General features: G+C 70.3%; 21 protein-coding genes. 5 read left to right on the plus strand and 16 right to left on the minus strand.

The annotated features are described in order from the left end of the window. Positions 1-5: 5 nt before the first annotated feature. The 3 genes from IH68_RS0129640 to IH68_RS0129650 all read right to left on the minus strand — a co-directional run bounded on the left by IH68_RS0129640 (position 6) and on the right by IH68_RS0129650 (position 3,786). Complete coding sequence (locus IH68_RS0129640) at positions 6-1,409, minus strand: PAS domain-containing protein (RefSeq protein WP_030941027.1); 1,404 nt, start codon at positions 1,407-1,409, stop codon at positions 6-8. Between the two features lie 147 nt (positions 1,410-1,556). Beyond that, positions 1,557-2,372 (minus strand): GNAT family N-acetyltransferase, encoded by an 816-nt coding sequence (locus tag IH68_RS0129645; RefSeq protein ID WP_030941030.1) that lies wholly within the window; start codon positions 2,370-2,372, stop codon positions 1,557-1,559. A 313-nt stretch (positions 2,373-2,685) separates the two neighbouring features. Beyond that, the gene (locus IH68_RS0129650) at positions 2,686-3,786 is read right to left on the minus strand and encodes a citrate synthase 2 (RefSeq protein WP_030941032.1); all 1,101 of its coding nucleotides are present in this window, start codon (positions 3,784-3,786) and stop codon (positions 2,686-2,688) included. Positions 3,787-4,080: 294 nt separating this feature from the next. Here IH68_RS0129650 and pdxH point away from each other — a divergent pair, with 294 nt between their 5' ends. Beyond that, positions 4,081-4,749 (plus strand): pyridoxamine 5'-phosphate oxidase, encoded by a 669-nt coding sequence (gene pdxH / locus IH68_RS0129655; protein ID WP_030941034.1) that lies wholly within the window; start codon positions 4,081-4,083, stop codon positions 4,747-4,749. A gap of 38 nt (positions 4,750-4,787) precedes the next feature. Here the strand turns inward: pdxH and IH68_RS0129660 are convergent, their stop codons facing one another. The 8 genes from IH68_RS0129660 to IH68_RS0129695 all read right to left on the minus strand — a co-directional run bounded on the left by IH68_RS0129660 (position 4,788) and on the right by IH68_RS0129695 (position 14,887). Next, complete coding sequence (locus tag IH68_RS0129660; protein ID WP_030941037.1) at positions 4,788-5,411, minus strand: TetR/AcrR family transcriptional regulator; 624 nt, start codon at positions 5,409-5,411, stop codon at positions 4,788-4,790. Then, positions 5,399-6,133, minus strand: coding sequence for an enoyl-CoA hydratase family protein (locus tag IH68_RS0129665; protein WP_030941038.1), 735 nt, complete (start codon positions 6,131-6,133; stop codon positions 5,399-5,401). Before IH68_RS0129665 ends, IH68_RS0129660 begins: the two co-directional genes overlap by 13 nt. After that, entirely contained in the window at positions 6,130-7,707 is a 1,578-nt protein-coding gene (locus IH68_RS0129670; RefSeq protein ID WP_030941039.1) for a 4-coumarate--CoA ligase family protein, read from the minus strand. The genes IH68_RS0129665 and IH68_RS0129670 overlap by 4 nt, the downstream gene beginning before the upstream one ends. A 26-nt stretch (positions 7,708-7,733) precedes the next feature. Further along, on the minus strand, positions 7,734-8,870 hold the full coding sequence (locus IH68_RS0129675) for an acyl-CoA dehydrogenase family protein (RefSeq protein ID WP_030941040.1): 1,137 nt from the start codon (positions 8,868-8,870) through the stop codon (positions 7,734-7,736). Positions 8,871-8,953: 83 nt separating this feature from the next. Next, positions 8,954-10,807, minus strand: coding sequence for an acetyl/propionyl/methylcrotonyl-CoA carboxylase subunit alpha (locus IH68_RS0129680; RefSeq protein WP_030941042.1), 1,854 nt, complete (start codon positions 10,805-10,807; stop codon positions 8,954-8,956). Between the two features lie 5 nt (positions 10,808-10,812). Next, positions 10,813-12,411 carry an acyl-CoA carboxylase subunit beta gene (locus IH68_RS0129685; protein ID WP_030941044.1) on the minus strand — a complete coding sequence of 533 codons (1,599 nt, stop codon included), beginning with the start codon at positions 12,409-12,411 and terminating at the stop codon, positions 10,813-10,815. Next, complete coding sequence (locus IH68_RS0129690; RefSeq protein WP_030941046.1) at positions 12,408-14,096, minus strand: acyclic terpene utilization AtuA family protein; 1,689 nt, start codon at positions 14,094-14,096, stop codon at positions 12,408-12,410. Before IH68_RS0129690 ends, IH68_RS0129685 begins: the two co-directional genes overlap by 4 nt. Beyond that, positions 14,093-14,887, minus strand: a complete 795-nt coding sequence (locus IH68_RS0129695; RefSeq protein WP_030941047.1) for a TIGR03084 family metal-binding protein — start codon at positions 14,885-14,887, stop codon at positions 14,093-14,095. The genes IH68_RS0129690 and IH68_RS0129695 overlap by 4 nt, the downstream gene beginning before the upstream one ends. 103 nt (positions 14,888-14,990) lie before the next feature. Here IH68_RS0129695 and IH68_RS0129700 point away from each other — a divergent pair, with 103 nt between their 5' ends. The 3 genes from IH68_RS0129700 to IH68_RS0129705 are packed head-to-tail and all read left to right on the plus strand — an operon-like array spanning position 14,991 to position 16,544. Next, on the plus strand, positions 14,991-15,851 hold the full coding sequence (locus IH68_RS0129700; protein ID WP_234341668.1) for a helix-turn-helix domain-containing protein: 861 nt from the start codon (positions 14,991-14,993) through the stop codon (positions 15,849-15,851). After that, entirely contained in the window at positions 15,811-16,098 is a 288-nt protein-coding gene (locus IH68_RS53665; RefSeq protein WP_078912684.1) for a DUF397 domain-containing protein, read from the plus strand. The genes IH68_RS0129700 and IH68_RS53665 overlap by 41 nt, the downstream gene beginning before the upstream one ends. Positions 16,099-16,145: 47 nt before the next feature. After that, positions 16,146-16,544: a DUF6234 family protein gene (locus IH68_RS0129705; protein ID WP_030941053.1), complete on the plus strand. Its 399-nt coding sequence runs from the start codon at positions 16,146-16,148 to the stop codon at positions 16,542-16,544. Positions 16,545-16,800: 256 nt separating this feature from the next. Here IH68_RS0129705 and IH68_RS0129710 read toward each other — a convergent pair whose 3' ends face one another. The 5 genes from IH68_RS0129710 to IH68_RS0129730 all read right to left on the minus strand — a co-directional run bounded on the left by IH68_RS0129710 (position 16,801) and on the right by IH68_RS0129730 (position 23,857). Beyond that, positions 16,801-17,163 carry a DUF6247 family protein gene (locus IH68_RS0129710; RefSeq protein WP_030941055.1) on the minus strand — a complete coding sequence of 121 codons (363 nt, stop codon included), beginning with the start codon at positions 17,161-17,163 and terminating at the stop codon, positions 16,801-16,803. An 87-nt stretch (positions 17,164-17,250) separates the two neighbouring features. After that, a complete protein-coding gene (locus tag IH68_RS0129715) occupies positions 17,251-18,180 on the minus strand; it encodes an EamA family transporter (protein WP_030941057.1) in 930 nt (309 codons plus the stop codon). Between the two features lie 130 nt (positions 18,181-18,310). Next, complete coding sequence (locus IH68_RS0129720; RefSeq protein WP_037885437.1) at positions 18,311-20,353, minus strand: ABC transporter ATP-binding protein; 2,043 nt, start codon at positions 20,351-20,353, stop codon at positions 18,311-18,313. 94 nt (positions 20,354-20,447) lie between these two features. Next, a complete protein-coding gene (locus IH68_RS59200; protein ID WP_267883743.1) occupies positions 20,448-20,582 on the minus strand; it encodes a hypothetical protein in 135 nt (44 codons plus the stop codon). A 233-nt stretch (positions 20,583-20,815) separates the two neighbouring features. Continuing rightward, positions 20,816-23,857 (minus strand): FAD-binding and (Fe-S)-binding domain-containing protein, encoded by a 3,042-nt coding sequence (locus tag IH68_RS0129730; RefSeq protein WP_030941074.1) that lies wholly within the window; start codon positions 23,855-23,857, stop codon positions 20,816-20,818. Between the two features lie 197 nt (positions 23,858-24,054). Here IH68_RS0129730 and serC point away from each other — a divergent pair, with 197 nt between their 5' ends. Further along, entirely contained in the window at positions 24,055-25,173 is a 1,119-nt protein-coding gene (serC, locus tag IH68_RS0129735; protein WP_030941077.1) for a phosphoserine transaminase, read from the plus strand. The last annotated feature ends 6 nt before the right edge of the window (positions 25,174-25,179 follow it).

Below are 25,179 nucleotides of genomic sequence, written 5' to 3' on the forward strand. Positions count from 1 at the left end.
CTGCGCTACCGCCCCACCACCTTCGCCAAATCCAACGCCGCAGCAATCCGAACAGCGACATCCTCCGCGTACACCGCATCCACCCGCTCGAACTGACTCCGCCCACTGCCCCGCAGAAACGTCACGACCCCGAGCGTCCGCCCCCGACTCCGCAGCACCGCACACAACGCGTGCACCGCATCCTCCGGCCACTGCCGAGCCAGCGCCCACTCCCGCGCCTTCTCCGCCGCCACCGCACCCACGCTCGCCCGCACGGACCCCGTCCGCTCCACGCACTGCAACGCCGGATGCCCCTGCCCGTACCGCACCGGCAACCCCGCCTGCCCGGTCAGCAGACTCGGCCCCGGCGCCCCGGACGGCGTCGCAGCGACCCGCACCAGCCGTACGGGCCCCTCCGCCGCCCCGTCCGCCACCGCACCGCCCGCCACCCGGTCGATCAGCGCATGGTCGGCGAACCCGGCGAGCGCGAAGTCAAGATGGACGGTCGCCGCCTCACCCGGGTCCTCGCACTCCGCGGCCGCCCGGGCCGCCCGGTGCAGCTGATTGGTCCGGAACCGCAGCAGCGCCGCCTCCTGCTCGCCCTGCTTGCCCTCCGTCACGTCCTGGAAGAGCCACGCGACACCCAACGGCACCGGCTCCTCCGCGAGCGGCGACGCCAGCCGTACGAAGCCGCAGCGCCAGCACCGCCGCTGATCGCCCTCCGGCGTCCGCACACTCACCCAGATCTCGGCCGGCGCCGGCGGCGCACCCTCCGCCAGCACATGCGTGAGCGCGCTCTCCAGCTCCTCCACACCCTGGGCGAGCAACTCCCCCAGCGGCCGCCCCAACGCCGACGTACGCCCGATGCCCAGCGCACGCGCCGCATGCGCATTCACCACGGCGGGCCGCAGATCGGCATCGACCAGCACGACACCCCAGCTCGCGTCCTCGAACAACGCCTCGCTCAGCGCGATCGACCGCTCCAGATCGATCTGCGCATGCACCTCACTGAAGGCGCAGTACACACCCGCGGGCTTCCCGTCGGGCCCCCGCACCGCCGCGGACTGCGTCCGCACCAGCACCCGCCCGCCGTCCTTCGTCAGCAGCGCGAACTCGTGCACCTGCCGCCCAGGAGCCTCCATGGCGGACATCAGCCGCCCTTCGACCTCCTCGGCATCCGCAGGACGCACGGCCCACCCCGCGAACCCGTGCCGCCCCACCGCCTCGGCCGCGGTCCACCCGAGAATCCGCTCGGCCTCACGATTCCAATGGGTTACGACCCCGCCCGCGTCGAAGGCACACAGCGCCGCATCCATGCCGTCGAGCAGCGCGGCCAGCAGATCGGAGCCGTCAGGGCCCACCGCACCGGCCCGCTCGGGCTCATCAGGCCCCAGCTCGTCGGTGGTCCCACTACGCCGGGAAGCACTCACCTGGACCCCCTGCCAAGCTGCGTCCGCACGTACGGCGCGTCGGTTCGCTCACTCGCAATCATCTAACTGGAACGTGACGCAGCACACACCGAGTTCCCCAAGATTGAAGGAATCGTTGTAAGCCACCTCCACCCCCCACGATCACCCCTACCCCAGCCGAAGATCAACCCAAAGATCGCTTTCCCCGTCGAGCACATACCGCTCGGCCTCGACGAACCCGCATTTCTCGGCAAACCGCAGCCCGTCGCCATTGGCCGCCAACACGCACGTCTCGACACCCTTGGCACCCAGCACGCGCGCGTACGCGAGCCCCCGCTCATACAGCGCGGCCCCGAACCCCCGCCGCCGGTATTCGGGCAGCACGCGCGCGATGACCGTCGCCACCGCCTCCTCCCCCTGCGGTGGCCGCACGGTGGAGCAGCCGACCAGCCGGTCCCCCAGGTACGCGTTCTCCAGCCGATAACGCCCCAGCCGCTCCCGCGCCTCGTCGAGGGACATGGCAGCGGGCGGCACGATCGCGTTGTGGACGTACTGCCACTCCCGCAGCATGTTCTCCCCGTGCACGGCCTCGATCCGCAGGCTCCTGTGCCGCGCGTACACCTCGATCTCGATCTTCATACGAGGATCGGACAACCCGCACACCATCATCGTCGCCGCAGGCCGCACCTCCCCGAACACCTTCCGCAGCACCGGCCAGCACGGCTCGAAGTCCTCCCGCTCAGGCAGCAGATACCGCACCCGGACGACATCGGAGAACCCGCACCCGGCCTCCGCGAGCGCCGCCCCTATGTTCCGCAGACACTGCTCCGCCTGCTCGACCACGTCGTCGGAGATCGTCATGGTGGCGTAGTCGAACCCGGTGGTCCCCGAGACGTGCACCCAGTCCCCGTCGACCACGGCCCGTGCGTAACCGATCTGCTCCTCGAAGGTCGATCCACTGAGAATCGCGCGTCGCTCCGTCATGGTCGAAAAGCTAGGTCACCGGCCCGCATCAAAAAAAGTGGTTGATCGTGCGCCGACCGGTTCTTAGGGTGTGGCTTACACGAGAAGGGAGGTGGTTCGGCAGATGTATGAATACCGGACGCGTGAGGTGACTGCGGGCTAGCGGCTCGCCACCACACCGAGTGCGGTGCCGGACCGGCACGGGAGAGAACCGTGCAGCCGGCCCAATCCCAAGCAGTCACCCGACCCGCGAGCTCGCCGGTACGTCCGGCCGGCTCCTCCGCCGAGGCGGAGGAACCAGAGCTCGCGGGTCGTCTGCGTTCTGCGCCGGGCCTCAGTGGGCGATGCCGTCGTACCCCTCGATCTCCGAAGGACGCCGCACACCCGGCCCCACATACCGCGCGGACGGCCGCACCAGCCGGCCCGTCCGCTTCTGCTCCAGAATGTGCGCCGACCAGCCCGCCGTGCGGGCGCAGGTGAACATCGACGTGAACATATGGGCCGGCACCTCGGCGAAGTCGAGCATGATCGCCGCCCAGAACTCGACGTTCGTGGCCAGGACACGATCCGGACGCCGAGCGTGCAGCTCCTCCAGCGCCGCCTTCTCCAGCGCCTCGGCCACCTCGAACCGCGGAGCGCCCAGCTCACGGGCCGTACGGCGCAGCACGCGCGCGCGTGGGTCCTCGGCGCGGTACACGCGGTGCCCGAAGCCCATGAGCCGCTCGCCCTTGTCGAGGGTCCGCTTGACGTACGCCTCCGCGTCCCCGGTCCGCTCGATCTCCTCGATCATGCCGAGGACACGGGAGGGCGCGCCGCCGTGCAGGGGACCGGACATCGCTCCTACGGCGCCGGAGAGCGCCGCGGCGACATCCGCCCCGGTGGAGGCGATGACGCGGGCCGTGAAGGTGGACGCGTTCATGCCGTGCTCGGCGGCGGAGGTCCAGTAGGCGTCGACGGCGGCGACATGCTTGGGGTCGGGCTCGCCCCGCCAGCGGATCATGAAGCGTTCGGTGATCGAGTGGGCCTTGTCGATCTCACGCTGCGGAACCATCGGCCGGCCCTGGCCGCGGGCCGACTGGGCGACGTAGGAGAGGGCCATGACGGCGGCTCGGGCGAGGTCCGCGCGGGCCTGCTCGGCGTCGATGTCGAGGAGAGGCCTGAGACCCCAGACGGGTGCCAGCATGGCCAGCGCCGACTGGACGTCCACCCGGATGTCGCCGGAGTGCACGGGGATCGGGAACGGCTCGGCGGGCGGCAGACCGGGGTTGAAGGCGCCGTCGACGAGCAGCCCCCAGACGTTCCCGAAGGAGACGTGACCGACCAGGTCCTCGATGTCGACGCCCCGATAACGGAGGGCGCCGCCCTCCTTGTCCGGTTCGGCGATCTCCGTCTCGAACGCGACGACTCCCTCGAGTCCGGGTACGAAGTCGGACATCAGGCGGCTCCTCATGATGTGTACGACAGATGTGTACGGCAGAAAAACGGCGGCTCGGCCGTTGGATCCCCGGTCGCTTTGTGCGACTCGTGGTCCTGGGTGGCCACCCTGGTGATGCCCCGTTCGGCTGGTCGCTCAACCAGAACGCACCTGCACGATATCCCCGAGTGCCACTCTTGGGGAGGCTTCGTGGCACTCAGTGCCGCAGGCACTCGGCTCCGCGACGAGTGCCCATGCCGAAATCATGACGGACGTCATGCCGAACGGCACCTGCACATACGGCAGGATGACGGGGTGACCGACCGAGACGCCGTCCCCCTCGATCCCGCCTCGATGCGCAAGCAGTACCGGGCCGAGGGCCTCGCCGAGTCCGATCTGGCCGCCACTCCGGTGGCGCAGTTCGCGCGCTGGTTCCAGCAGGCCGCGATGGAGGCCCACCTCTTCGAGCCGAACGCCGTGGTCGTCTCCACGGCGAACGCCGAAGGCCACCCCAGCTCACGCACCGTACTGCTGAAGCACTTCGACGAGCAGGGCTTCGTCTTCTACACCAACTACGACTCCCGCAAGGCCCGCGACCTCGCCGAGAACCCGTACGTCTCGCTCCTGTTCCCCTGGCATCCGATGGCCCGCCAGGTCATCGTCACGGGCATCGCCCGCCGCACCGGCCGTGACGAGACCGCCGCCTACTTCCGCACCCGCCCGCACGGTTCGCAGCTCGGTGCCTGGGCCAGCGCCCAGTCGAGCGTGATTTCCACCCGCGCCGACCTGGACGCCTCGTACGCCGAACTGGCCGCCCGCTACCCGGAGGGTGAGCAGGTCCCGGTCCCGCCGAACTGGGGCGGTTTCCGGATCGCCCCGCAGGCGGTGGAGTTCTGGCAGGGCCGTGAGAACCGGCTGCACGACCGGTTGCGGTATGTGGCTGAGGCGGACGGGGGATGGCGGGTGGAGCGGCTCAGCCCTTGATGATCAGCCCCTGAGCATCAGCGCCTGATGCCCCCGGCTCAGTCCGTGAGCACTTGGTCGAGGATCTCCGCCCACTGCGCCACAACCCCTTCCCGCCGCCCCCCGTCATCCGTCAGCAGGTTGGCGAGGCCCAGGCCTCGGGCCATGTCCAGGAGGCCCTGGACCGTTTCCCGGACGCCCGGGCGGGATTCGTCGGCGGCGAGGAGGTCCACGGCGATGCGGTGGGTTTCGCGGCCGACGCGGGCCTCCAGTTCTGTGACGCGGGGGCGGAGCTGTTCCTCGTTGGAGGCGGCGACCCACAGATGCAGGGCCGCCCGGAAAAGCGGACCGGTGTAGAGGTCGACGAGGGCCGACACGACCGCCCTTCGGTCGCCTGCCGCGCCCTGCGGGAACAGGGCGCGGAGGGCCGTCGAGCGTTCTTCTGCGACGTATTCGACTGCTGCCGTGAAGAGGTCCTCGCGGGTGGGGAAGTGGTGCTGGGCTGCGCCTCGGGAGACGCCGGCGCGTTCGGCGACGACGGAGACCGTGGAGCCCGCCCAGCCGTGTTCGGCGAGGCAGGCCACGGCGGCTTCCAGGAGGCGCTGCCGGGTGGCTCGGCTGCGGTCCTGTTTGGGCACGCGGTCGGCGCGGTCGACGCTGTTGTCGGTGGTCACAGCACCCATGTGGGATCCCGTCGTTCCAGGAAGGCCGTCATCCCCTCGCGGGCCTGCGGGGAGGCGAACAGCCGGGCCGAGAGTGCGGTGAGGTCGGCCGCGTCCCGGTCGAATGTTTCGAGCACCTTAGCTGTGAGCAGCGCTTTCGTCTCGGCCAGGCCCTGCGGTGCGGCTCGGCGCAGTCCGTCCAGGATCGGTTCCAGTACGGCGTCCACGTCGTCGCCGGTGGCGGTCAGGAGGCCGATGCGGGCCGCCTCGGTCGCGTCGAGGCGTTCGCCGGTGAGGTAGTAGCGGGCGAGGGCTCGGGGGTCCGTGCGCGGGAGCAGGGGCAGGGAGATGACCGCCGGGGCCACGCCGATCCGTACCTCGGTGAAGGCGAAGGTCGCCTCCGCGGATGCTGCTGCGATGTCGCAGGCCGCCAGGAGGCCGAGGCCGCCTGCGCGTACGTGGCCGGTGACGCGGGCCACGACCGGTTTGGGCAGCTCGACGATCTGTCTCAGCAGCCCGACGAATGCGTCCGGGGCCGGCGGGTCGCGGAGGTCGGCGCCCGCGCAAAAGGTGTTGCCGGTGTGGGTGAGGACGATCGCGCGTACGTCGGTGTCCTTGGTGCAGTCCGTCAGTGCGGCGGCCAGTTCTCCCACGAGTGCCGCGGAGAGCGCGTTGCGGTTGGCCGGGGAGTCGAGGCTGAGGGTTTTGATGCCACGCGCTTGTGTACGTCCGATCAATGTCATGTGCGCTCCTGCAGTTCCCGCAGTTCACGGCGGAGGATCTTGCCGGAGGCGGCCCGCGGGATGCTGTCGATGAAGGTGACCCGGCGGACGCGTTTGTAGGGGGCGACGCGTTCGGCGACGTACATCATGACCTCTCCTTCGGAGAGGTCGGTGGCGGTGGGCCGGCGGACGACGTAGGCGTGCGGGACTTCGTTGTTGTCGTCGTTGTAGACGCCGATGACGGCCGCGTCGGTGATGCCGGGGTGGGTGAGGAGGAGGGCTTCGAGTTCGGCGGGGGCCACCTGGAAGCCCTTGTACTTGATGAGTTCCTTGACGCGGTCGACGACGAACAGCCAGCCGTCGGCGTCGACGTGGCCCACGTCTCCGGTGTGCAGCCAGCCCTCCGGGTCGATCATCGCGGCGGTGTCGTCGGGGCGGCCGAGGTAGCCCTTCATGATCTGGAGGCCGCGGATGAGGATCTCGCCGGACTCGCCGATGCCGAGGTCCTTGTCGGGGTCGTCGAGGGAGACGATGCGCATCTCGGTGCCTGCGATGAGTTTGCCGACGGTTCCGGGGGGCGCCTCGTCCATGGCGTCGAGGGGGACGACGTGGGTGCCGGGTGACAGTTCCGTCATGCCGTAGGCCTGGCCGACGGGTGGCAGGCCGAGTCGCTGGGAGCAGGCGGCGGCGAGTGCGGCGTCCAGGGGGGCGGCGGCGCTGATGATGTGTTTCAGGGACGACAGGTCGTATTGGGCGACCAGGGGGTGTTTGGCGAGGGCCAGGACGATGGGCGGGGCCACGAACAGGCTGGTGATGCGGTGGTTCTGGATGGCTGCGAGGAAGGTTTCGAGTTCGAAGCGCGGGAGGACGACGACCGTGGCGCCCTGCCTGAGGGGTGCGTTCATGAGGGCCGTCAGGCCGTAGATGTGGAAGAAGGGCAGGACGGCGAGGATGCGTTCGCCGGGGCCGGCCGGCATGACGGGTTCGAGCTGGGCGAGGTTGGTGGCGATCTGGCGGTGCGTGAGCATGACGCCCTTGGGGATGCCGGTGGTGCCCGAGGAGTACGGCAGTGCGGCGACGTCCGCTGCGGGGTCGATGTCAACCTCCGGCTCGGGGGCGGCGGAGGCCAGCATGTCGATCAGGGAGCGGTGTCCGGGCGCGCTGTCGCAGACGAAGATCTCTTCGACGCCGCCGGCGAGTTCGGCGGCCCTGCGTGCCGTTTCCAGCAGGGGTGACACGGTGACGATCCAGCGGGTCGCCGAGTCCCCCAGTTGCTTGGCGAACTCCTCGGCGGTGGCCAGGGGGTGCACGGTGGTGACGGAGGCTCCCGCGCGGGTGGCCGCGTAGAAGGCGGTCGGGAAGGCGACGGTGTTGGGGCTGTGCAGGGCGAGCACGTCGCCCTTGCGTACGCCGGCCTCGGAGAGCGCGGCCGCGATGCGCCGGTGGAAGCGGTCCAGTTGTTCGTACGTGAGGGTGGTGCCGTCGGTTCCGTCGATGAGGGCGGGCGCGTCCCCGTACTCGGCGGCCCGGCCGAGCACCGCTTCGTGGATGGGGAGTTCTACGGGCGGGACGTCTGCGTACTCGCTGCGGAACACGGTTCCTCCAAGGCGGCCACGACGGTCTAGTACGACTTGGGAAGGCCCAGAGTCTGGTGGGAGACGTAGTTGAGAATCATCTCCCGGCTCACCGGAGCAATACGAGCCACGCGTGCGGCTGTTATCAACGAGGCGAGTCCGAATTCGCGGGTGAGGCCGTTTCCGCCGAGGGTGTGCACGGCCTGGTCGACGGCTCTCACGCAGGCCTCCCCGGCCGCGTACTTGGCCATGTTGGCGGCCTCACCTGCGCCGACGTCGTCTCCGGCGTCGTACAGGTATGCCGCTTTCTGCATCATGAGGCGGGCGAGTTCGAGGTCGATGTGCGCCTGGGCGAGGGGGTGGGCGATGGCCTGGTGGGCGCCGATGGGGGTTTTCCAGACGGTGCGGTCGCGGGCGTATGTGATCGCCTGCGCGAGGGCGTAGCGGCCCATGCCGATGGCGAAGGCGGCGGTCATGATGCGTTCGGGGTTGAGGCCGGCGAAGAGCTGGAGGAGGCCTGCGTCCTCGTCGCCCACGAGGGCGTCGGCGGGGAGGCGTACGTCGTCCAGGGTCAGCTCGAACTGCTTCTCCGCGGCTTGGAGTTCCATGTCGATCTGGCGGCGGGTGAAGCCGGGCGCGTCCCGCGGGACGATGAAGAGGCAGGGTTTCAGGGTGCCGGTGCGGGCGTCTTCTGTGCGGCCGACTATGAGGGTCGCGTCGGCGATGTCGACGCCGGAGATGAAGACCTTGCGGCCGGTCAGCAGCCAGTCGCCGGTGTCGGGGTCGCGGCGGGCCGTGGTGGTGATGCGGTGGCTGTTGGAGCCGGCGTCCGGTTCCGTGATGCCGAAGGCCATGGTTCGGGTGCCGTCCGCCAGGGCGGGGAGCCACTCCTGTTTCTGGGCGTCGGTGCCGAAGCGGGCGATCACTGTGCCGCAGATCGCCGGGGAGACGACCATCATGAGCAGGGGGCAGCCTGCGGCCCCCAATTCCTCCAGGACGATGGAGAGTTCTGCGATGCCGCTGCCTCCGCCGCCGTATGCCTCCGGCAGGTTGACGCCGAGGTAGCCGAGCTTGGCTGCTTCTGCCCAGAGGGCTTCTCGGTCGAAGGTGCGGCCGTGGCGCTTGCCGAGAGCGGCTACTGCTTCTCGTAGGGCCTTGTGTTCTTCGGATTCGATGAGGGCCATCACGGCTCCTTCGGGGTGCGGGTTGGATGTGGCTGGTCGCGCTCACGCGGCGGTAGCCGCATATCGATACGGCCCCGCGCCCCTTAGGTCTCCTCCACTACCGCCAGCAATTCGCCGACCGTTACCTGTTGGCCAGGTACTACTTCCAAGGCGGTCAGCGTGCCTGTCACCGGTGCTGTGATCTTGTGCTGCATCTTCATCGCCTCCAGCCAGAGCAGGGGCTCTCCGGCCTGGACAGCCGCTCCTACGGTCAGGCCCTCGGCCACCCGGACGACGGTGCCCGGCATGGGTGCCAGCAGGGAGCCGGGGGCATGCTGGGCGGTGGGGTCGGGGAAGCGGGGCAGGGCGGTCAGGCGGGTGGTGTTCACGTACACCTCGTCGCCGTACCGTGCCACTTCGAACTTCCGCTGTATGCCGTCCACTTCGAGTACGACGAGACTCGCGTCCGCGTGTACGACCCGCACCCCGTCGGCCGTCAGGCCCTCCCGCGTGTGGCGGTAGCGGACCTCGTGTTCCTCGCCTGCCGTCGCGTAGCGCTTGGTCTGCGGTTGGGAGGGGAGGTTGCGGAAGCCGCCGAAGCGGGAGGGGCGGGATCGGGCGTCGGCCAGGGCGGCGGCCAGGGGGGCGTAGGGGTCGCCCGTCCCACTGCTGGTCAGTTCGGGGAGGTGGTGGTCGTAGAAGGCCGTGTCCATGTCGGCCGACGTGAACTGCTTGTGGCGCAGGGAGCGGACGAGCAGGTCGCGGTTGGTGGTCGGGCCGTGGATCGTGGTGCGCTCCAGGGCTCCGGCCAGTCTGCGGACGGCCTCCGCGCGCGTGGGGGCGTGCGCGACGGCCTTCGCGAGCATCGGGTCGTAGTGGACGCCGATGTCGTCTCCGTCGCCGTAACCCGTGTCCAGGCGGATGCCTTCGGGGGCGGTCAGGCGGTGCAGCGTGCCGGTCTGCGGGGTCCAGTCGTGCGCCGGGTCCTCGGCGTAGAGGCGGGCCTCGATCGCATGGCCACGCGCGCGTGGAGGGTCGTTTTCCAGGCGGTGGCCTTCGGCCACCCGGATCTGCAGGGCCACGAGGTCGATGCCGAACACCGCCTCCGTGACGGGGTGTTCGACCTGGAGGCGGGTGTTCATCTCCAGGAAGTGTGCGCGGCCGTCGGCGACCAGGAACTCGACGGTGCCGGCGCCCTCGTAGGCGACGGCGCACACGGCCTGTGTCGAGAGCGCGTACAGGTCCTCGGTGAGGCTCTCCGGCAGGCCGGGCGCCGGTGCCTCCTCGATGACCTTCTGGTGGCGGCGCTGGAGGGAGCAGTCGCGGGTGCCCAGGGTCCAGATCGTGCCGTGGGTGTCCGCGAGGACCTGGACCTCGACGTGGCGGCCGTGCTCCAGGTACGGCTCGACGAAGACCTCGCCGTCGCCGAAGGCACTCGCGGCCTCGGCCCGTGCGCCCTCCAGGGCGGCGTCGAGATCCTCCAGGCGGCGCACGATGCGCATCCCGCGTCCTCCGCCGCCCGCGGCCGCCTTCACCAGGACGGGCAGATCGGCCTCGGTGATCCGCCCTCGTTCCAGGGACGCGATCCCCATGAGCTCCTTGGCACGTGTCTTGGACGCCATCGCCTCGATGGCCTCGGGGGGCGGTCCGATCCAGGTCAGGCCGGCGTCGATGACGGCGCGTGCGAAGTCGGCGTTCTCGGAGAGGAAGCCGTACCCGGGGTGTACGGCGTCCGCGCCGGAGGCGACGGCCGCCTTCACGATCAGGTCGCCACGCAGATACGTCTCCGCGGGCGCCGCGCCGGGCAGCCGTACCGCCGTGTCGGCCACGCGCGCGTGGAGCGCGTTTTCGTCGGCGTCGGAGTGCACCGCGACCGTCCGGATTCCCAACTCACGGCAGGTGCGGAAGACACGGCAGGCGATCTCGCCGCGGTTCGCCACCAGGACAGAAGTAATCATGAGCCTCACATCCGGAAGACGCCGAAGCCGCCGCGCGCACCCTCGTACGGCGCGGTGCGGATGGCCGACAGGCACAGGCCCAGGACCGTGCGGGTGTCGCGCGGGTCGATGACGCCGTCGTCGTAGAGCCGCCCGGACAGGAACATCGGCAGCGACTCGGACTCGATCTGCTGCTCCACCATGGCGCGCAGGGCGGCGTCCCCGTCCTCGTCGTACGGCTGCCCCTTGGCGGCCGCCGACTGCCGGGCGACGATGGAGAGGACGCCGGCGAGCTGCTGCGGGCCCATGACGGCCGACTTGGCGCTGGGCCAGGCGAAGAGGAAGCGGGGGTCGTAGGCGCGGCCGCACATGCCGTAGTGACCGGCGCCGTACGAGGCGCCCATCAGCACTGACAGATGGGGCACCTTCGAATTGGAGACCGCGTTGATCATCATTGCGCCGTGCTTGATGATGCCGCCCTGCTCGTACTCCTTGCCGACCATGTAGCCGGTGGTGTTGTGCAGGAAGAGGAGCGGGATGTCGCGCTGGTTGGCGAGCTGGATGAACTGGGTCGCCTTCTGCGACTCCTCGCTGAAGAGGACGCCCTGGGCGTTCGCGAGGATGCCGAGCGGATAGCCGTGCAGGGTGGCCCAGCCGGTCGCCAGGCTGGTCCCGTACAGCGGCTTGAACTCGTCGAAGTCGGAGGCGTCGACGATCCGGGCGATGACCTCGCGCGGGTCGAAGGGCGTCTTCAGGTCCTCCGGGACGATGCCGAGCAGCTCGTCGGCGGAGTACTTGGGGGGTTCGGCCGGTCCCGGATCGCCGTACGCCTTGCGGTGGTTGAGGCGGGCGACCACCCGCCGGGCCTGGCGCAGGGCGTCCGGCTCGTCGACGGCGAAGTAGTCGGCGAGACCTGACACGCGCGCGTGCATCTCGGCACCGCCCAGCGACTCGTCGTCGCTCTCCTCGCCGGTCGCCATCTTGACCAGGGGCGGGCCGCCGAGGAACACCTTCGCGCGTTCCTTGACCATGATCACGTGGTCGGACATGCCGGGGATGTACGCGCCCCCGGCGGTCGAGTTCCCGAACACGACGGCGACGGTGGGGATGCCGGCCGCCGACAGCCTCGTCAGGTCCCGGAAGATGGCGCCCCCGGGGATGAAGATCTCCTTCTGGGAGGGCAGATCGGCGCCGCCCGACTCCACCAGGCTGATGCAGGGGAGGCGGTTGGCGAGCGCGATGTCGTTCGCCCGCAGGGCCTTCTTCAGCGACCAGGGGTTGCTGGCGCCGCCGCGTACGGTCGGGTCATTGGCGGTGATCAGGCACTCCACGCCCGCCACCACACCGATGCCGGTGACGAGCGAGGCGCCCACCGCGTACTCGCTTCCCCAGGCTGCGAGCGGTGACAGTTCCAGGAAGGGCGTGTCCGGGTCGAGGAGCAGTTCGATGCGCTCGCGGGCGAGCAGCTTGCCGCGCTTCCGGTGCCGTTCGACGTACTTCTCACCGCCGCCCGCGAGGGCCTTGGCGTGCTCTGCGTCGAGGTCGGCGAGCTTGGCGAGCATGGCTTCTCGGCCCGCCCGGTACTCCGGCCCGGTGGTGTCCAGGGTGGTCGGCAGAACGGTCAAAGGAGGGCCTCCGGGATGTCCAGGTGGCGGGAGCGCAGCCATTCGCCGAGGGCCTTGGCCTGCGGGTCGAAACGGTGCTGGGCGGCGACGCCCGCGCCGAGGATGCCCCCGACGACGAAGTTGAGGGCGCGGAGGTTCGGCAGGACGTGGCGGGTGACGGGCAGGTCGCGGCTCTCCGGGAGCAGCTCGCGGAAACGGTCCGCCGTCAGCTCGTGGGCGAGCCACCGCCAGGCCTCGTCCGTACGGACCCACACGCCGACGTTGGCGTCTCCGCCCTTGTCCCCGCTGCGGGCGCCGGCGACCAGACCGAGCGGGGCGCGCCGGCTGGGTCCGCCCGGGAGCGGTTCGGGCAGCTCAGGGCTCGGCAGGTTTTCGAGTACGAGGGTGTCGTGTGCCGGGGGCACAGGAACCCGGCGCCCGTCGTGGAGCACCGCCACATGGTCGACGGCACCATGGTGGACGTACCCATCCTCGAAGACCCCATAAGGCGCGCCCTTTCCGGGTGGCGCCAGCACATGGAAGCCGGGGTAGCCGGCCAGTGCCAGTTCTACGGCGGCTCCGCTCAGCGCCCGCCCGACGAGCCGCTCGTCCGAGTCCCGTACGACGAGCCGGAGCAGCGCGCTCGCCGTCTCCTCCGTCGGCGCGTCGGGACGGTCGGTGCGGACGAGATCCCAACGGACCTCGCCCGGCCGGGACTTGGACTCCTCGAAAGCGGCCTCCATCTGTTCCCGTACGAGGGCGGCCTTGGCTTCGATGTCGAGGCCGGTGAGGACGAAGGCGACCTCGTTGCGGAAGCCGCCGAGGCGGTTGAGGCCGACCTTGAGGGTGGGCGGCGGGGCCTCGCCGCGCACGCCCTCGATGCGGACGCGGTCGGGGCCGTCCTGGGTGAGGCGGATCGTGTCCAGGCGGGCCGTCACGTCCGGTCCCGCGTACCGGGCACCGGCCGTCTCGTACAACAGCTGCGCGGTGACCGTGCCGATGTCGACGAAGCCGCCGGTGCCGGGGTGTTTGGTGATGACGCAGGTGCCGTCCTCGTGGATCTCGGCGAGGGGGAAGCCGGGGTGCAGGAGGTCACCCGCGCGTTCGTTGAAGAAGGCGTAGTTGCCCCCGGTGGCCTGTGTCCCGCACTCCAGCACATGCCCGGCGACGACGGCTCCCGCGAGCCGGTCGTACTCCCTGGTCCCCCACCCGAAGTGCGCGGCGGCGGGCCCGGTGACCAGCGCCGCGTCCGTTACACGCCCGGTGACGACCACGTCCGCGCCCTCCCGGAGGCAGGCCGCGATGCCGAAGCCGCCGAGGTAGGCGTGGGCGGCCAGGCTGTCCGGGTGGCAGGCCTTGAGATCGTCGCCCTCGACGTGGGCGACGCGGACGGGATTGCCGAGCCGGTCGGCCAACTGCCGTACGGCGTCGGCGAGTCCGGCGGGGTTGAGACCGCCGGCGTTGGCGACGATCCGGACGCCGCGTTCGTGCGCGAGGCCGAGGCACTCCTCCAGCTGGCGGAGGAAGGTGCGGGCGTATCCGGCCGCGGGGTCCTTCAGGCGGTCGCGCCCCAGGATGAGCATGGTCAACTCAGCCAGATAGTCCCCGGTGAGCACGTCCAGCTCACCGCCGGTGAGCATCTCGCGCATGGCGGCGAAACGGTCGCCGTAGAAGCCGGAGGCGTTGCCGATACGGAGGGTCGTCATGCGGTGCCGCCCTTCGGCGGGCGCCCGTCACCCGGGGGGCCCGCGAAGGCCTGCGCGATGTCCAGCCAGCGATCGGCCTCGGAGCCCTCCGCGTGCAGGGCGAGGTCGGTGCGGTGGGCGCGCTGGGTGACCAGGCGGCAGAAGTCGAGGGCAGGGCCGGTGACGCGGTCCGTGGCGTCCTCGGGGCCGTAGACCCAAAACTCGCCTGAAGGAGCGGTGAGTTCGATGCGGAACTCCTCGAACGGCGGGGTCAGTCCGTGCACACCGAAGGCGAAGTCGCGGGTGCGGACGCCGAGGCGGACGATGTGCCGGAGCCGGTCGGTGGGGATGCGTGCCACGCCCAGTGCGTCCGCCACGTCTCCGCCGTGCGCCCAGGTCTCCATGAGGCGGGCGGTGGCCATGGAAGCGACGGACATCGGGGGGCCGTACCAGGGGAAACGCACCCCCGTCGGCGCCGCCCGCAGGGCGTCCGCCAGGGCCTTGCGCCCGGCCCTCCAGTCCGCGAGCAACTGCTCGGGAGGCTTCCCCGCCCCCTCCTCCGCACCGTTGTCCACGAAGTCCCCGGGCGCGGCCAGCGCCTTCTCGACCTCGCGGGCGAAGGCGTCCTGGTCGGTCACGGCCAGCACGGAGGAGTGGTCGGTCCAGGCGAGATGCGCGATCTGGTGGGCGACGGTCCAGCCGGGCGCCGGGGTCGCGAGCGCCCACTGCTCCGGGCTCAACCCGGCCACGAGCAGGTCGAGTTCCTCGCTCTCCGCGCAGAGATCGTCGATCACGGGCGTCGGGTCAGCCATGGGGCGAGCATGGCAGGGGGTACAGAAACAAGCAAGCGTGCTTGCATTAATTAGTTTTCCACAGGCCCGGACCTGTCCGCGTTCAAGTGGCTACCCTCGGTTATTGGAGGTGGTCGCCGTGCATATCCGCGAACTTGATCCCAGTGCGTCGCCGCTGGACTACTACGGCTTCGAGCTTCGGCGTGCTCGGGAGGCGGCGGGGCTGACTCAAGCGGCGCTCGGTTCGATCGTGTTCTGTACCGGGTCGCTGATCGGCCAGATCGAGACGACACTGAAGGTGCCGACCCGCGAGTTCTCCGAGCGGGTGGATGCGGCGCTGGGGACGGACGGGACGTTTTCGAGGTTGGTGGGGCTGGTTCTGCGGAATCAGTTGCCGAGTTGGTTTCAGCCGTATGCGGAGATGGAGGCGCGGGCGGCGTACATCTCCACGTATCAGTGCCAGTTGATCTACGGGCTGCTGCAGACGGAGGAGTATGCGCGGGCGGTCATCGGCGTGGAGCACACGGAACGGCTCGACGAGTTGGTCGCCGCGCGCCAGGACCGACAGCACATCCTGCAGCGGAAGGAGCCGCCTGTGCTGTGGGTCGTACTGGACGAGGCCGTGCTGTACAGGGAGATCGGCAGCCGAGAGGTCATGAGGAACCAACTGGTGTATCTCCTCAGCCTGTTCGGCCGTCCATGGCTGGAGATCCAGGTGCTGCCGTTCTCTGCGGGACAGCATGCAGCGATGATGGGCTCGTTCAACCTCCTGCGCTTCGAGAACGACCCGGATCTGCACTACTGCGAGAGCTACGACCAAGGGCACATGACGGCCAATCCAGCCGTGATCAAGGAGCGTTCGGTCGGTTACGCTCGCTTGCAGGCCGCCGCCCTCTCGCCGAGGGACTCGGCCGCACTGATCGCCCGCGTGATGGAGGAACGCTATGGGGAGCAACCTGGACGTGACGCGAGTGCAGTGGCGTAAGTCGTCTCACAGCGGCGACACCGGAGGCCAGTGCGTCGAATGCGCCCCACTTGGCACCGCGACGTGGCGTAAGTCCTCGTACAGCGGCAGCAGCGGCGGTGATTGTGTCGAGGTCGCCGACCTCACCCCCCACACAGCCGTCATAGCCATCCGCGACTCCAAGAACCCCCCGGCAGGGGTCCTCACGCTCACCCCGGCCGCCTTCTCCGCCTTCGTCCGAGGTGCCGTCGAGAACCCTCGCGGCTGAGTACGGGTGCTCATGCGTGTCAGCGCCCCGCGCGACACGCTGCACCCATGACCGACACCCTCATACGCCCGGGCCGCCGGCGCCCGTGGTCGCGCAGAACGCGGCTCGGCGTGGACCTCGCCCTCGCGATCCCCCTGTTCCTCCTGGAGGCCGGGTGGCTCGTGCTGGACTGGATATACGGCTACGGCCTGGAGGTGTGGGCAGCGCAGGGCGAGCAGGCGCGGATCGACGCGGCCGCCCTCGCGCACATGGAGCGGTTACGCGAACTGCTGATCGCCGTACTCGTCCTCGCGGTTGTCGCGGGAGTCTTCCGTGCCCGCTGGACCGTGGTCGCGCACCTGCTGGTGGCGCTCCTGGCCGGCGGAGCGCTGACGGCCGCGCAGCGGGAGTGGAACCACGACCACTCGCCACCGCCCGGTTGTGTCCGCTACAGCGCCAACTGCTGAACGCACACTGCTGAACGCGAACCGCTGAAGTTGAGGCGCGCCCTCCCTGGCGCCGTTGATCCCTTCAGCTGAGCGGATCAGGGGTTACTTGCCAGATGGTGATGAGTTCCGAGCGCGGAGTGATCATGTAGACGAAGAAAGAGGGCTTCGGCGGCGCGGACCAGTTCATCGGCTTTCTTCTCCACCTCGGCCAGGAACGCGGGCGGCGCCCCGGCCGCCACGGTTTCCTCGTCCGGGACATACTCCCAGCACCAGCTCACTCCGCGCGCACCGCTTCAGCTGCGGCTCGGTAGATACCGCTGGCGACGGTCAGGTGCTCGCGGGCCTCAGTAGGCTCTGCCGCGATGTGGCCGAGATACTCGGCGCGGTGGTACGCCTTCGCCGCCCCCGGATGGCGTTCGATCTCGATCAGGGCCGCCCAGTGGGCAAGGTAGGCGTGAACGGGCCCCAAGGAGCCGTGTGCGACGGCTTCCGCAAGTGCCTGATCCTTGGCCTGGTCGTACGCGGCCACCAGCTGAGGAGCAACGACGGCACAGGCAGCGCGCAACGCTGCCGGGGTGCGCTCGGGCCGAGGGATCAGCGGCGCGTCGCCCGACGCCTCGGTGTGCTGCAAACCCATGCGCCGTTCCCTTCTCGGCCCCTGTCTTGCTACCCGGCCACGAGCCCGACTCTAATGCCGCAGCACCCCGCCACGCCCCCGCAACCGTCAGGAATCCACCTCGGGCGGCTTCACCCGCCCCCGCCCCACCTGCGTCCGCACCGCCCCCATGCTCGCCCCGATGACCAGGGCGATCGCGGCGGCCTGCCAGGCGGAGAGGGACTGGCCGAGGATGAGGAAGCCGGCCGTTGCGGCGAGGGCCGGTTCCAGGCTCATCATGATCGCGAAGGTGGACGCGGGGAGGCGGCGCAGGGCCAGGAGTTCCAGGGTGTACGGAAGCACCGAGGACATGATGGCCACCGCCGAGCCCAGCGCGATCGTCGTCGGGTCGATGAGCTTCGCGCCCGATTCGGCGATCCCCAGCGGGAGCATGAGCAGCGCCCCGACCGCCATGGCCAGCGCCAGCCCGTCCGCCTGCGGGAACCGTCGGCCCGTACGCGCACTGAACACGATGTACGTCGCCCACATGGCGCCCGCCCCGAGCGCGAAGGCGACGCCGAGCGGGTCGAGGCCGTCGAAGCCCCCGCCGCCGAGCAGGAAGACGCCGGTGAGGGCGAGTCCGGCCCAGACGGCGTTGACCGCGCGGCGCGAGGCCAGGACCGACAGGGCGAGCGGGCCGAGGACCTCCAGGGTGACCGCCGGGCCCAGCGGGATACGGGCGACCGCCTGGTAGAAGAGGCCGTTCATCGCGCCGAGGGTGATGCCGAAGGCGATCACCGTGCCCCAGTCGGTGCGCGAGTGGCCGCGCAGTTTGGGGCGGCAGACCAGCAGCAGGACGACGGCCGCGGCGAGGAGGCGGAGGGTGACCACGCCTAGGGCGCCCGCCCGCGGCATCAGGTTCACCGCCAGCGCGGCGCCGAACTGCACCGACACACCGCCGGCCAGGACCAGCCCGACCGGGCCGAGGGAGCCCAGGCGGTGCGGGGCCGTAGCGGTGTGCACCGCTGAGGGTGAGGTGGTGGTGCTGGGGCTGGTCACGGGCGGTCCAGGTGCTCGGCTCGGGGTTCAGGTTTTGTTCATCGCGATGCACTGCCAGGTCCAGGGTAGTGGACTCGGTCAGGCGTGTGAACCTATTTTGCAGCTGTCCTGAATGGTGGACATCGCAGCCTCAGATGCCGGGCCAGGGCTCCTCGTCACGGAAGAGGGGGCGGCCGTCGGGGAGGGTGGTGGGGGCCGGCGCAGGTACGTACTGGTCGTAGGCGTACGACGGCGCCTGCCACGCCTCGTACGGTCCGTGACCCTCGTACCCCTCATGAGCCTCGTACCCCTCGTACCCCTGATACCCGTACGCGGGCTGCACCACGGCCGCCGGCGCCTCGGCGAACCCTTCCGTGAAGAGCGGCATCCGCAGCTCCCCCGTGTCCGTCACCGCGTTGTTCTGCGAGCGGTGCAGCCGCGCGTACGCCCCGCCCCGCGCGAGCAGTTCCTCGTGCCGGCCGGACTCCACGATGCGGCCGCGGTCGACGACCAGGATGCGGTCGGCGTCGGGGGCGAGGTTCAGGTCGTGGGTGATCATGATGGTCGTGCGGCCGGTCATCAGGCGGCGCAGCGGCTTCACGACCCGGCGGGCGGCCATGGCGTCGAGGCCGGTGGTCGGTTCGTCGAGGACCAGTACGGGGGCGTCGCGCAGGATGGCGCGGGCGATGGCGAGGCGCTGGAGCTGACCGCCGGACAGCCGGGCCGAGTTGGGGTCGACCTTGGTGTCGTAGCCGTCGGGGAGGCCGCGGATGAACTCGTGGGCGTCGGCGGCCTTCGCCGCGTCCTCGATCGCCTGGTCGCTGGCGCCGGGGCGGCCGCAGGCGATGTTGGCGCGGACGGTGTCGTGCAGGACGAGGGTCTCCTGCGGGAGCAGGGTGACGTATGCGCGCAGGCGGGCCAGCGGGAAGTCGCGCAGCGGGACGCCGTCGAGGAGGAGGTCGCCGGCGTCGGGGTCGTAGAAGCGCAGCAGCAGTTTGGAGACCGTCGACTTGCCGGCGCCGCTCGGGCCGGTGACGATCACCAGCTCGCCGGGGCTGACGGTGAAGGAGAGGTTCTGGAGGGCCAGGGAGTCGGCGCCGGGGTAGGCGAAGGAGACGCCCCGGACCTCGACCGCGCCGTCGGGGCGGCCGGTCTCGGTGCCCCGGCGCGGGTCGGTGACCGACGGCCTGACGTCCAGGATCTCGATCAGCCGTTCCGCGCCCGCCGTGGCGGCCGTGACGGTGAGACCCAGCTGGGCCAGGCCCCGCACCGGCGGATAGAGATAGCCGAGGAAGGCGGCAAAGGCGAGGAGCTGGCCGAGGGTCATCCGGCCGGTGGAGATCTCCCAGGCGCCGATGCCGATCACGGCGAGGACGCACACCGTCTCGATGACCTGGACGAGCTGCTCGTACGCCTCGTTGAGGCGGGTGGAGCGGACCGAGGCGCGGAACCAGGCGCTCGCCTCTTCGTTCAAGCGGCGGCGCTCGGCGTCCCGGCGGTCATAGGCCTGCGTGAGCACGATGTTGCCGAGCGACTCCTCGACGACGGAGGTGATGGCGCCGTCCGCGACCCGCCCCTGGCGCGACACGTCCTTGATGGAACCCGAGAAACGGCGGGCCGCCAGCCAGAACAGGGGAGCGAGGACGAAGGTGGCGGCCGCCAGGTCCCAGCGCAGCCAGAAGGCGGCGACCGCGTAGAACAGGGCGGAGAAGACGGCGGAGGCGGCGCCGACAAGCCCGGAGACGACCATGGTCTCGATCGCGTCGACGTCACTGGTCAGGCGGGACAACAGATCGCCCTGGCGGTGACGCTGGAAGAAGTGCGGCGGCAACTGCTGTACGTGGTCGAAGACATGCTCGCGCAGTCTCATCACGAAGCGTTCGGTGGTCCAGGCGGCGAGGGAGTTGCCGGCGTATGCGACGACCGCGCCGACGACTGCCACCCCCAGCCATTTCACGGCCGGAGCCCAGAACGCGGCCGGCGACCCCTTCTGCAGGGCATTGTCGGTGAGGTCGCTGAAGACCAGGATGGCCTCGGTCTCGGCGAGCGCGGCGAGCACCGTGCACACCCAGACGGCGATCAGCCATTTTCTGAGGCCCTTGGTCAGCGGCCAGAAGCGGCGGAAAGCGATGCGGGCGGGAATGGTGGGTGTGTCCTCGTAGTAGTCGAGTTCCTCATCCTCTTCCATATCCATGCCACACACCCTCCGAAATTCCTGAATTCAACGACCCTTGAATTCCGCGAAAAACGAGGACCGACGGCATGCCGTCGGTCCTCTCACAGCTCACTCAGTTGTCGTCGCCGGGGATCGGCTTCGGCACCGGCGGCTTGGGGTGCTTCTTCTTGGGCTTCGGCGGGGGCGGCGGCGGGAGCTGCTTGTTCTTGGACTTCGGGGGCAGTGGGGCGAGCTTCTTGAGGCTCATTCCGACTCCTGGTGTTTCGCAGTTCATTGGGTTCGGGAATTCCGCGTCCGGCTCCCGACATCGATGAACCTACACGCCCGGAAACTCAAGAAACGGTAAAGTCGGCGAGGTAACGGCAAACAGGGGCTGTGAATACCTGGGTGAATCCTGAGTGAGCCCCGCCGAACCTGAGAGTTCTCTTATGAAGCTGAGAGCGGGCTTATGAACCCTGTGAAACAGCCCAGAATTCGTGCTCACGGGCGACGCTCCTTCGGCCCCTCCTCCAGTCCCTCCGCCAACACCTCCGCCAGATGCCTCCCCCGCACCCCCGCCAGCTGCTCCAACTGCGTCCGGCAGGAGAAGCCGTCCGCCAGTACGACCGTCCCGTCCGCCGCGTCTCGAACCGCCGGCAGCAGCTGTTCCTCCGCGCAGGCCGCCGACACCTGGTAATGGCCCTTCTCGAAGCCGAAGTTGCCCGCGAGACCGCAGCACCCGCCCGCCAACTCACCGGTGAGCCCGGCCGCTTCGCGCAGACGACGGTCCGCGCCGTCACCGAGGACCGCGTGCTGGTGGCAGTGGGTCTGGCCGGTGACCGGGCGGTCGAGGGCGGGCGGCGCCCAGTCGGGGGCGTACCGCTCCAGCGCCTCAGCGAAGGTCACGACCGAGGCGGCGAGCCGGGCGGCGCGCGGGTCGTCGTGCAGCAGCTCCGGCAGGTCCGTGCGCAGGGCCGCGGCACAGCTCGGCTCAAGGACGACGAAGGCCGGCACGTGCTCGCCCAGTCTCGGGTCCAGGAACAGGTCCAGCAGGTCGAGGGTGCGACGCAGCACCTTGCGGGCGCGGTCGAGTTGGCCGGTCGAGATGTACGTCAGCCCGCAGCAGACGCGGGCACGGCGGCTCGTCAGGGGATTCACGCTGACCCCCCACTCCTCACCGTCGGGGGACTCCTCCGCCTTCCACCTCATCCACGGCGTCGGCATCACCGACATCCCGGCCGCCTCCAGCACCCGCAGGGCGGCCTTGCCGACGTCCGGTGCCAAGTACTCGGTGAAGGTGTCGGGCCAGAGGGCGACGATGGGCGGGAAGTCGTCGGTGTCGGTCTCTTCCTCCTCGTCTTCGTCCTCACCCTCGGACAGCATTCCCTCGTCCTCGTCGTCCTCGTCGTCCTCGACGCGGAACCACGGACGGCGGCCCAGCCGCCCCTGTTCCTTCAACTCGGCCAGCATCCGCCGGGACTGTTCCGCCGTCCTCCTGCGCCACCAGCGGCTGAACGTCTCCGGCGCCAGCCGCGGAAGCTCCCGCTCGGGTGCGATCCCGCCCAGCCGCTTGGCGAGCGCCGCCAACGGGCCTACGGAGGCAAGCGAGTTGACGAGCGCGGCGGTGCGTGTGCGGTCCACCAGCCGCAGCCACTCCGGCAGCCGGCCCATGCTGTGGTGCGCGGCCGGGCGGCGGCGCCCCGCGTAGTGGTGGTGCAGGAACTCCGCCTTGTACGTGGCCATGTCGACCCCGACCGGGCAGTCGGAGCGGCACCCCTTGCAGGACAGGCACAGGTCGAGCGCGTCCCGCACCTCCGTGGACCGCCAGCCGTCGGTGACCAGTTCACCGGCCAGCATCTCGTGCAGCAGCCGGGCACGACCGCGCGTCGAGTGCTCCTCCTCGCCGGTCGCCCTGAAGGACGGGCACATCACGGACGCGCCGGACACAGAGGTCGTACGGCACTTGGCGACGCCCACGCAGCGCCGCACCGCCGCCGAGAAGTCGCCGCCGTCCGACGGGTACCCGAAGGCCACGTCGACCGGCTCCCGGGGCAGGACCGAGAAGCGGAGGTTCGTGTCGAGCGGGGCCGGACGGACCAGCATGCCGGGGTTGAGGAGGTCGTCCGGGTCCCAGACGCCCTTCACCCTCTCGAAGAGGGCGACCATGTCCTCGCCGTACATCTTCGGAAGCAGTTCCGCCCGCGCCTGCCCGTCCCCGTGCTCCCCGGACAGTGATCCGCCGTGCGCCACGACCACGTCCGCGAGCTCCTCCGAGAAGCGCCGGAAACGGCCGACGCCGGCCTCGCTCAGCAGGTCGAAGTCGATACGGACGTGGATGCAGCCGTCCCCGAAGTGCCCGTACGGGGTGCCGCGCAGCCCGTGGGAGGTCAGCAGCTGCCTGAAGTCGCGCAGATAGGCGCCGAGCCGCGCGGGCGGCACCGCGCAGTCCTCCCAGCCCGGCCAGGCCTCGCTCCCGTCCGGCATCCGGGTCGCCGTACCACTGGCGTCCTCCCGGATCCGCCACAGCGCCCGCTGCCCGCCCGGATCGGTGACGACGAGCGAGTCGAGGACATCGGCGGCCCGCACGACGGCCTCCGCACGCGCGCGTGCGTCCGCCTCCGTGTCCCCGCCGGTCTCCACGAACAGCCAGGCCCCGCCCCGTGGCAGCCCGGCCGTGGGTGGCACCAGATCGGCCGCCATCCCCTCCACCGTCAGCGGCCCGTACGGCAGCAGCCCGGCCGCGGCCTCGGCGGCGGCGCTCTCGTCGGCGTACGCCAGCACGGCCAGGGCACGCGCGCGTGGCGCCTCGACGAGCCGTACGACGGCCTCCGTCAGCACCCCCAGCGTGCCCTCGCTCCCGCAGAAGGAACGGGCGACATCGACGCCCTTCTCCGGCAGCAGCGCGTCCACCGCATACCCGGAGATACGGCGGGGCAGCTCGGGAAACCCGGTCCGCAGCCGCGCCAACTCCCCCTCCACCAGCCCCCGCAACCCGTCCGGCGCCCCGGCCCACCCCCGCCCGAGCCGCAGCCGCTCACCGCGCGCGGTGACCACGTCCAGCTCCCGCACGCTGTCCGCGGTGGTCCCCCACGCCACCGAGTGCGAACCGCACGAGTTGTTGCCGATCATCCCGCCGAGCGTGCAGCGGCTGTGCGTGGACGGATCGGGCCCGAACCGGAGCCCGTGCGGCGCGGCGGTCTCCTGCAGCCGGTCCAGGACGAGCCCCGGCTGGACGACGGCGGTACGCGCGTCCGGGTCGATGGACACCAGCCGGTTCATGTGGCGGGTGAAGTCCAGGACGACGCCGGTACCGGTGGCCTGCCCGGCGATGGAGGTGCCGCCACCGCGCGGCACGACGGGCACACCGTGCGCTCGGCAGACCTCCAGCACGGCGGCCACGTCGTCGACGTCTCTCGGGGCCACCACCCCCAACGGGACACGCCGATAGTTGGACGCGTCCATGGTCGTCAATGCCCGAGGGGTGACACCGAACCCGACCTCACCCCGGACGACAGCACGCAGCGCAGCCTCGAGATCCGTCATCCGTCCAGCAAACCAGCCGAGGCTCAGCAGTCCAGCCCCCGTTCGGCATTCCAGCCCGTCCGGCGTTTGAGGACGAGGCCGTTCAGGCCGAAGGGGGGTCTGGTGGCGCAGCCCCCAGGTCCGACGCGCACGACACCGCCGTCTCATCCGACGGACGACGTTTCACCCAGGTTTCCGGAAACGGCTAACCTCACCCCGTGGCTGAGATCCAGATTCCCGCTGACATCAAGCCCGCCGACGGACGTTTCGGCGCGGGCCCCTCCAAGGTGCGGACGGAAGCGCTGGACGCGCTGGCCGCGACCGGTACCTCCCTCCTCGGCACCTCCCACCGCCAGGCCCCGGTCAAGAACCTGGTCGGCAAGGTGCGCGAGGGCATCAGTGAGCTGTTCTCCCTCCCCGAGGGCTACGAGGTCGTCCTCGGCAACGGCGGCTCCACCGCGTTCTGGGACATCGCGACGCACGGCCTGATCGAGAACAAGTCGCAGCACCTCAACTTCGGCGAGTTCTCCTCGAAGTTCGCCAAGGCGGCCAAGCTGGCCCCCTGGCTGGCCGAGCCGACCGTCATCGCGAGTGACCCCGGCACGCACCCGGAGCCGGAGGCCGAGGCGGGCGTCGACGTCTACGCGTTCACCCACAACGAGACCTCCACCGGTGTCGCCATGCCGATCAGGCGCGTGGCCGGCGCCGACGAGGGCGCGCTGGTCCTGGTCGACGCCACCTCCGGCGCCGGCGGCCTCCCGGTGGACGTGTCCGAGACGGACGTCTACTACTTCGCCCCGCAGAAGTCCTTCGCCTCCGACGGCGGCCTGTGGATCGGCGTCTTCTCCCCGGCTGCGATCGAGCGCGCCGAGCGCATCCACGCCTCCGGCCGTCACGTGCCCGAGTTCTTCTCGCTCCCCACGGCGATCGACAACTCGCGCAAGAACCAGACGTACAACACCCCGGCCCTCGCCACCCTCTTCCTGCTGAACCAGCAGCTGGAGTGGCTCAACGGCCAGGGCGGCCTGGACTGGTCGGTCCGCCGCACGGCGACCTCCGCCCGCACGCTCTACGGCTGGGCCGAGGACATCAAGTACGCCAACCCGTTCGTCACCGACCCGGCCAAGCGCTCGGCGGTCATCGGCACGATCGACTTCACCGACGAGGTGGACGCGGCTGCCGTCGCCAAGGTCCTGCGCGCCAACGGCATCGTCGACACCGAGCCCTACCGCAAGCTGGGCCGCAACCAGCTGCGCGTCGCGATGTTCCCGGCGGTCGACCCGGCGGACGTCGAGGCGCTGACGAAGTGCATCGACTACGTGATCGAGAAGCTGTAACGGCTT

The organism is Streptomyces sp. NRRL S-646 (assembly GCF_000720765.1).
Taxonomy (GTDB): Bacteria; Actinomycetota; Actinomycetes; order Streptomycetales; family Streptomycetaceae; genus Streptomyces.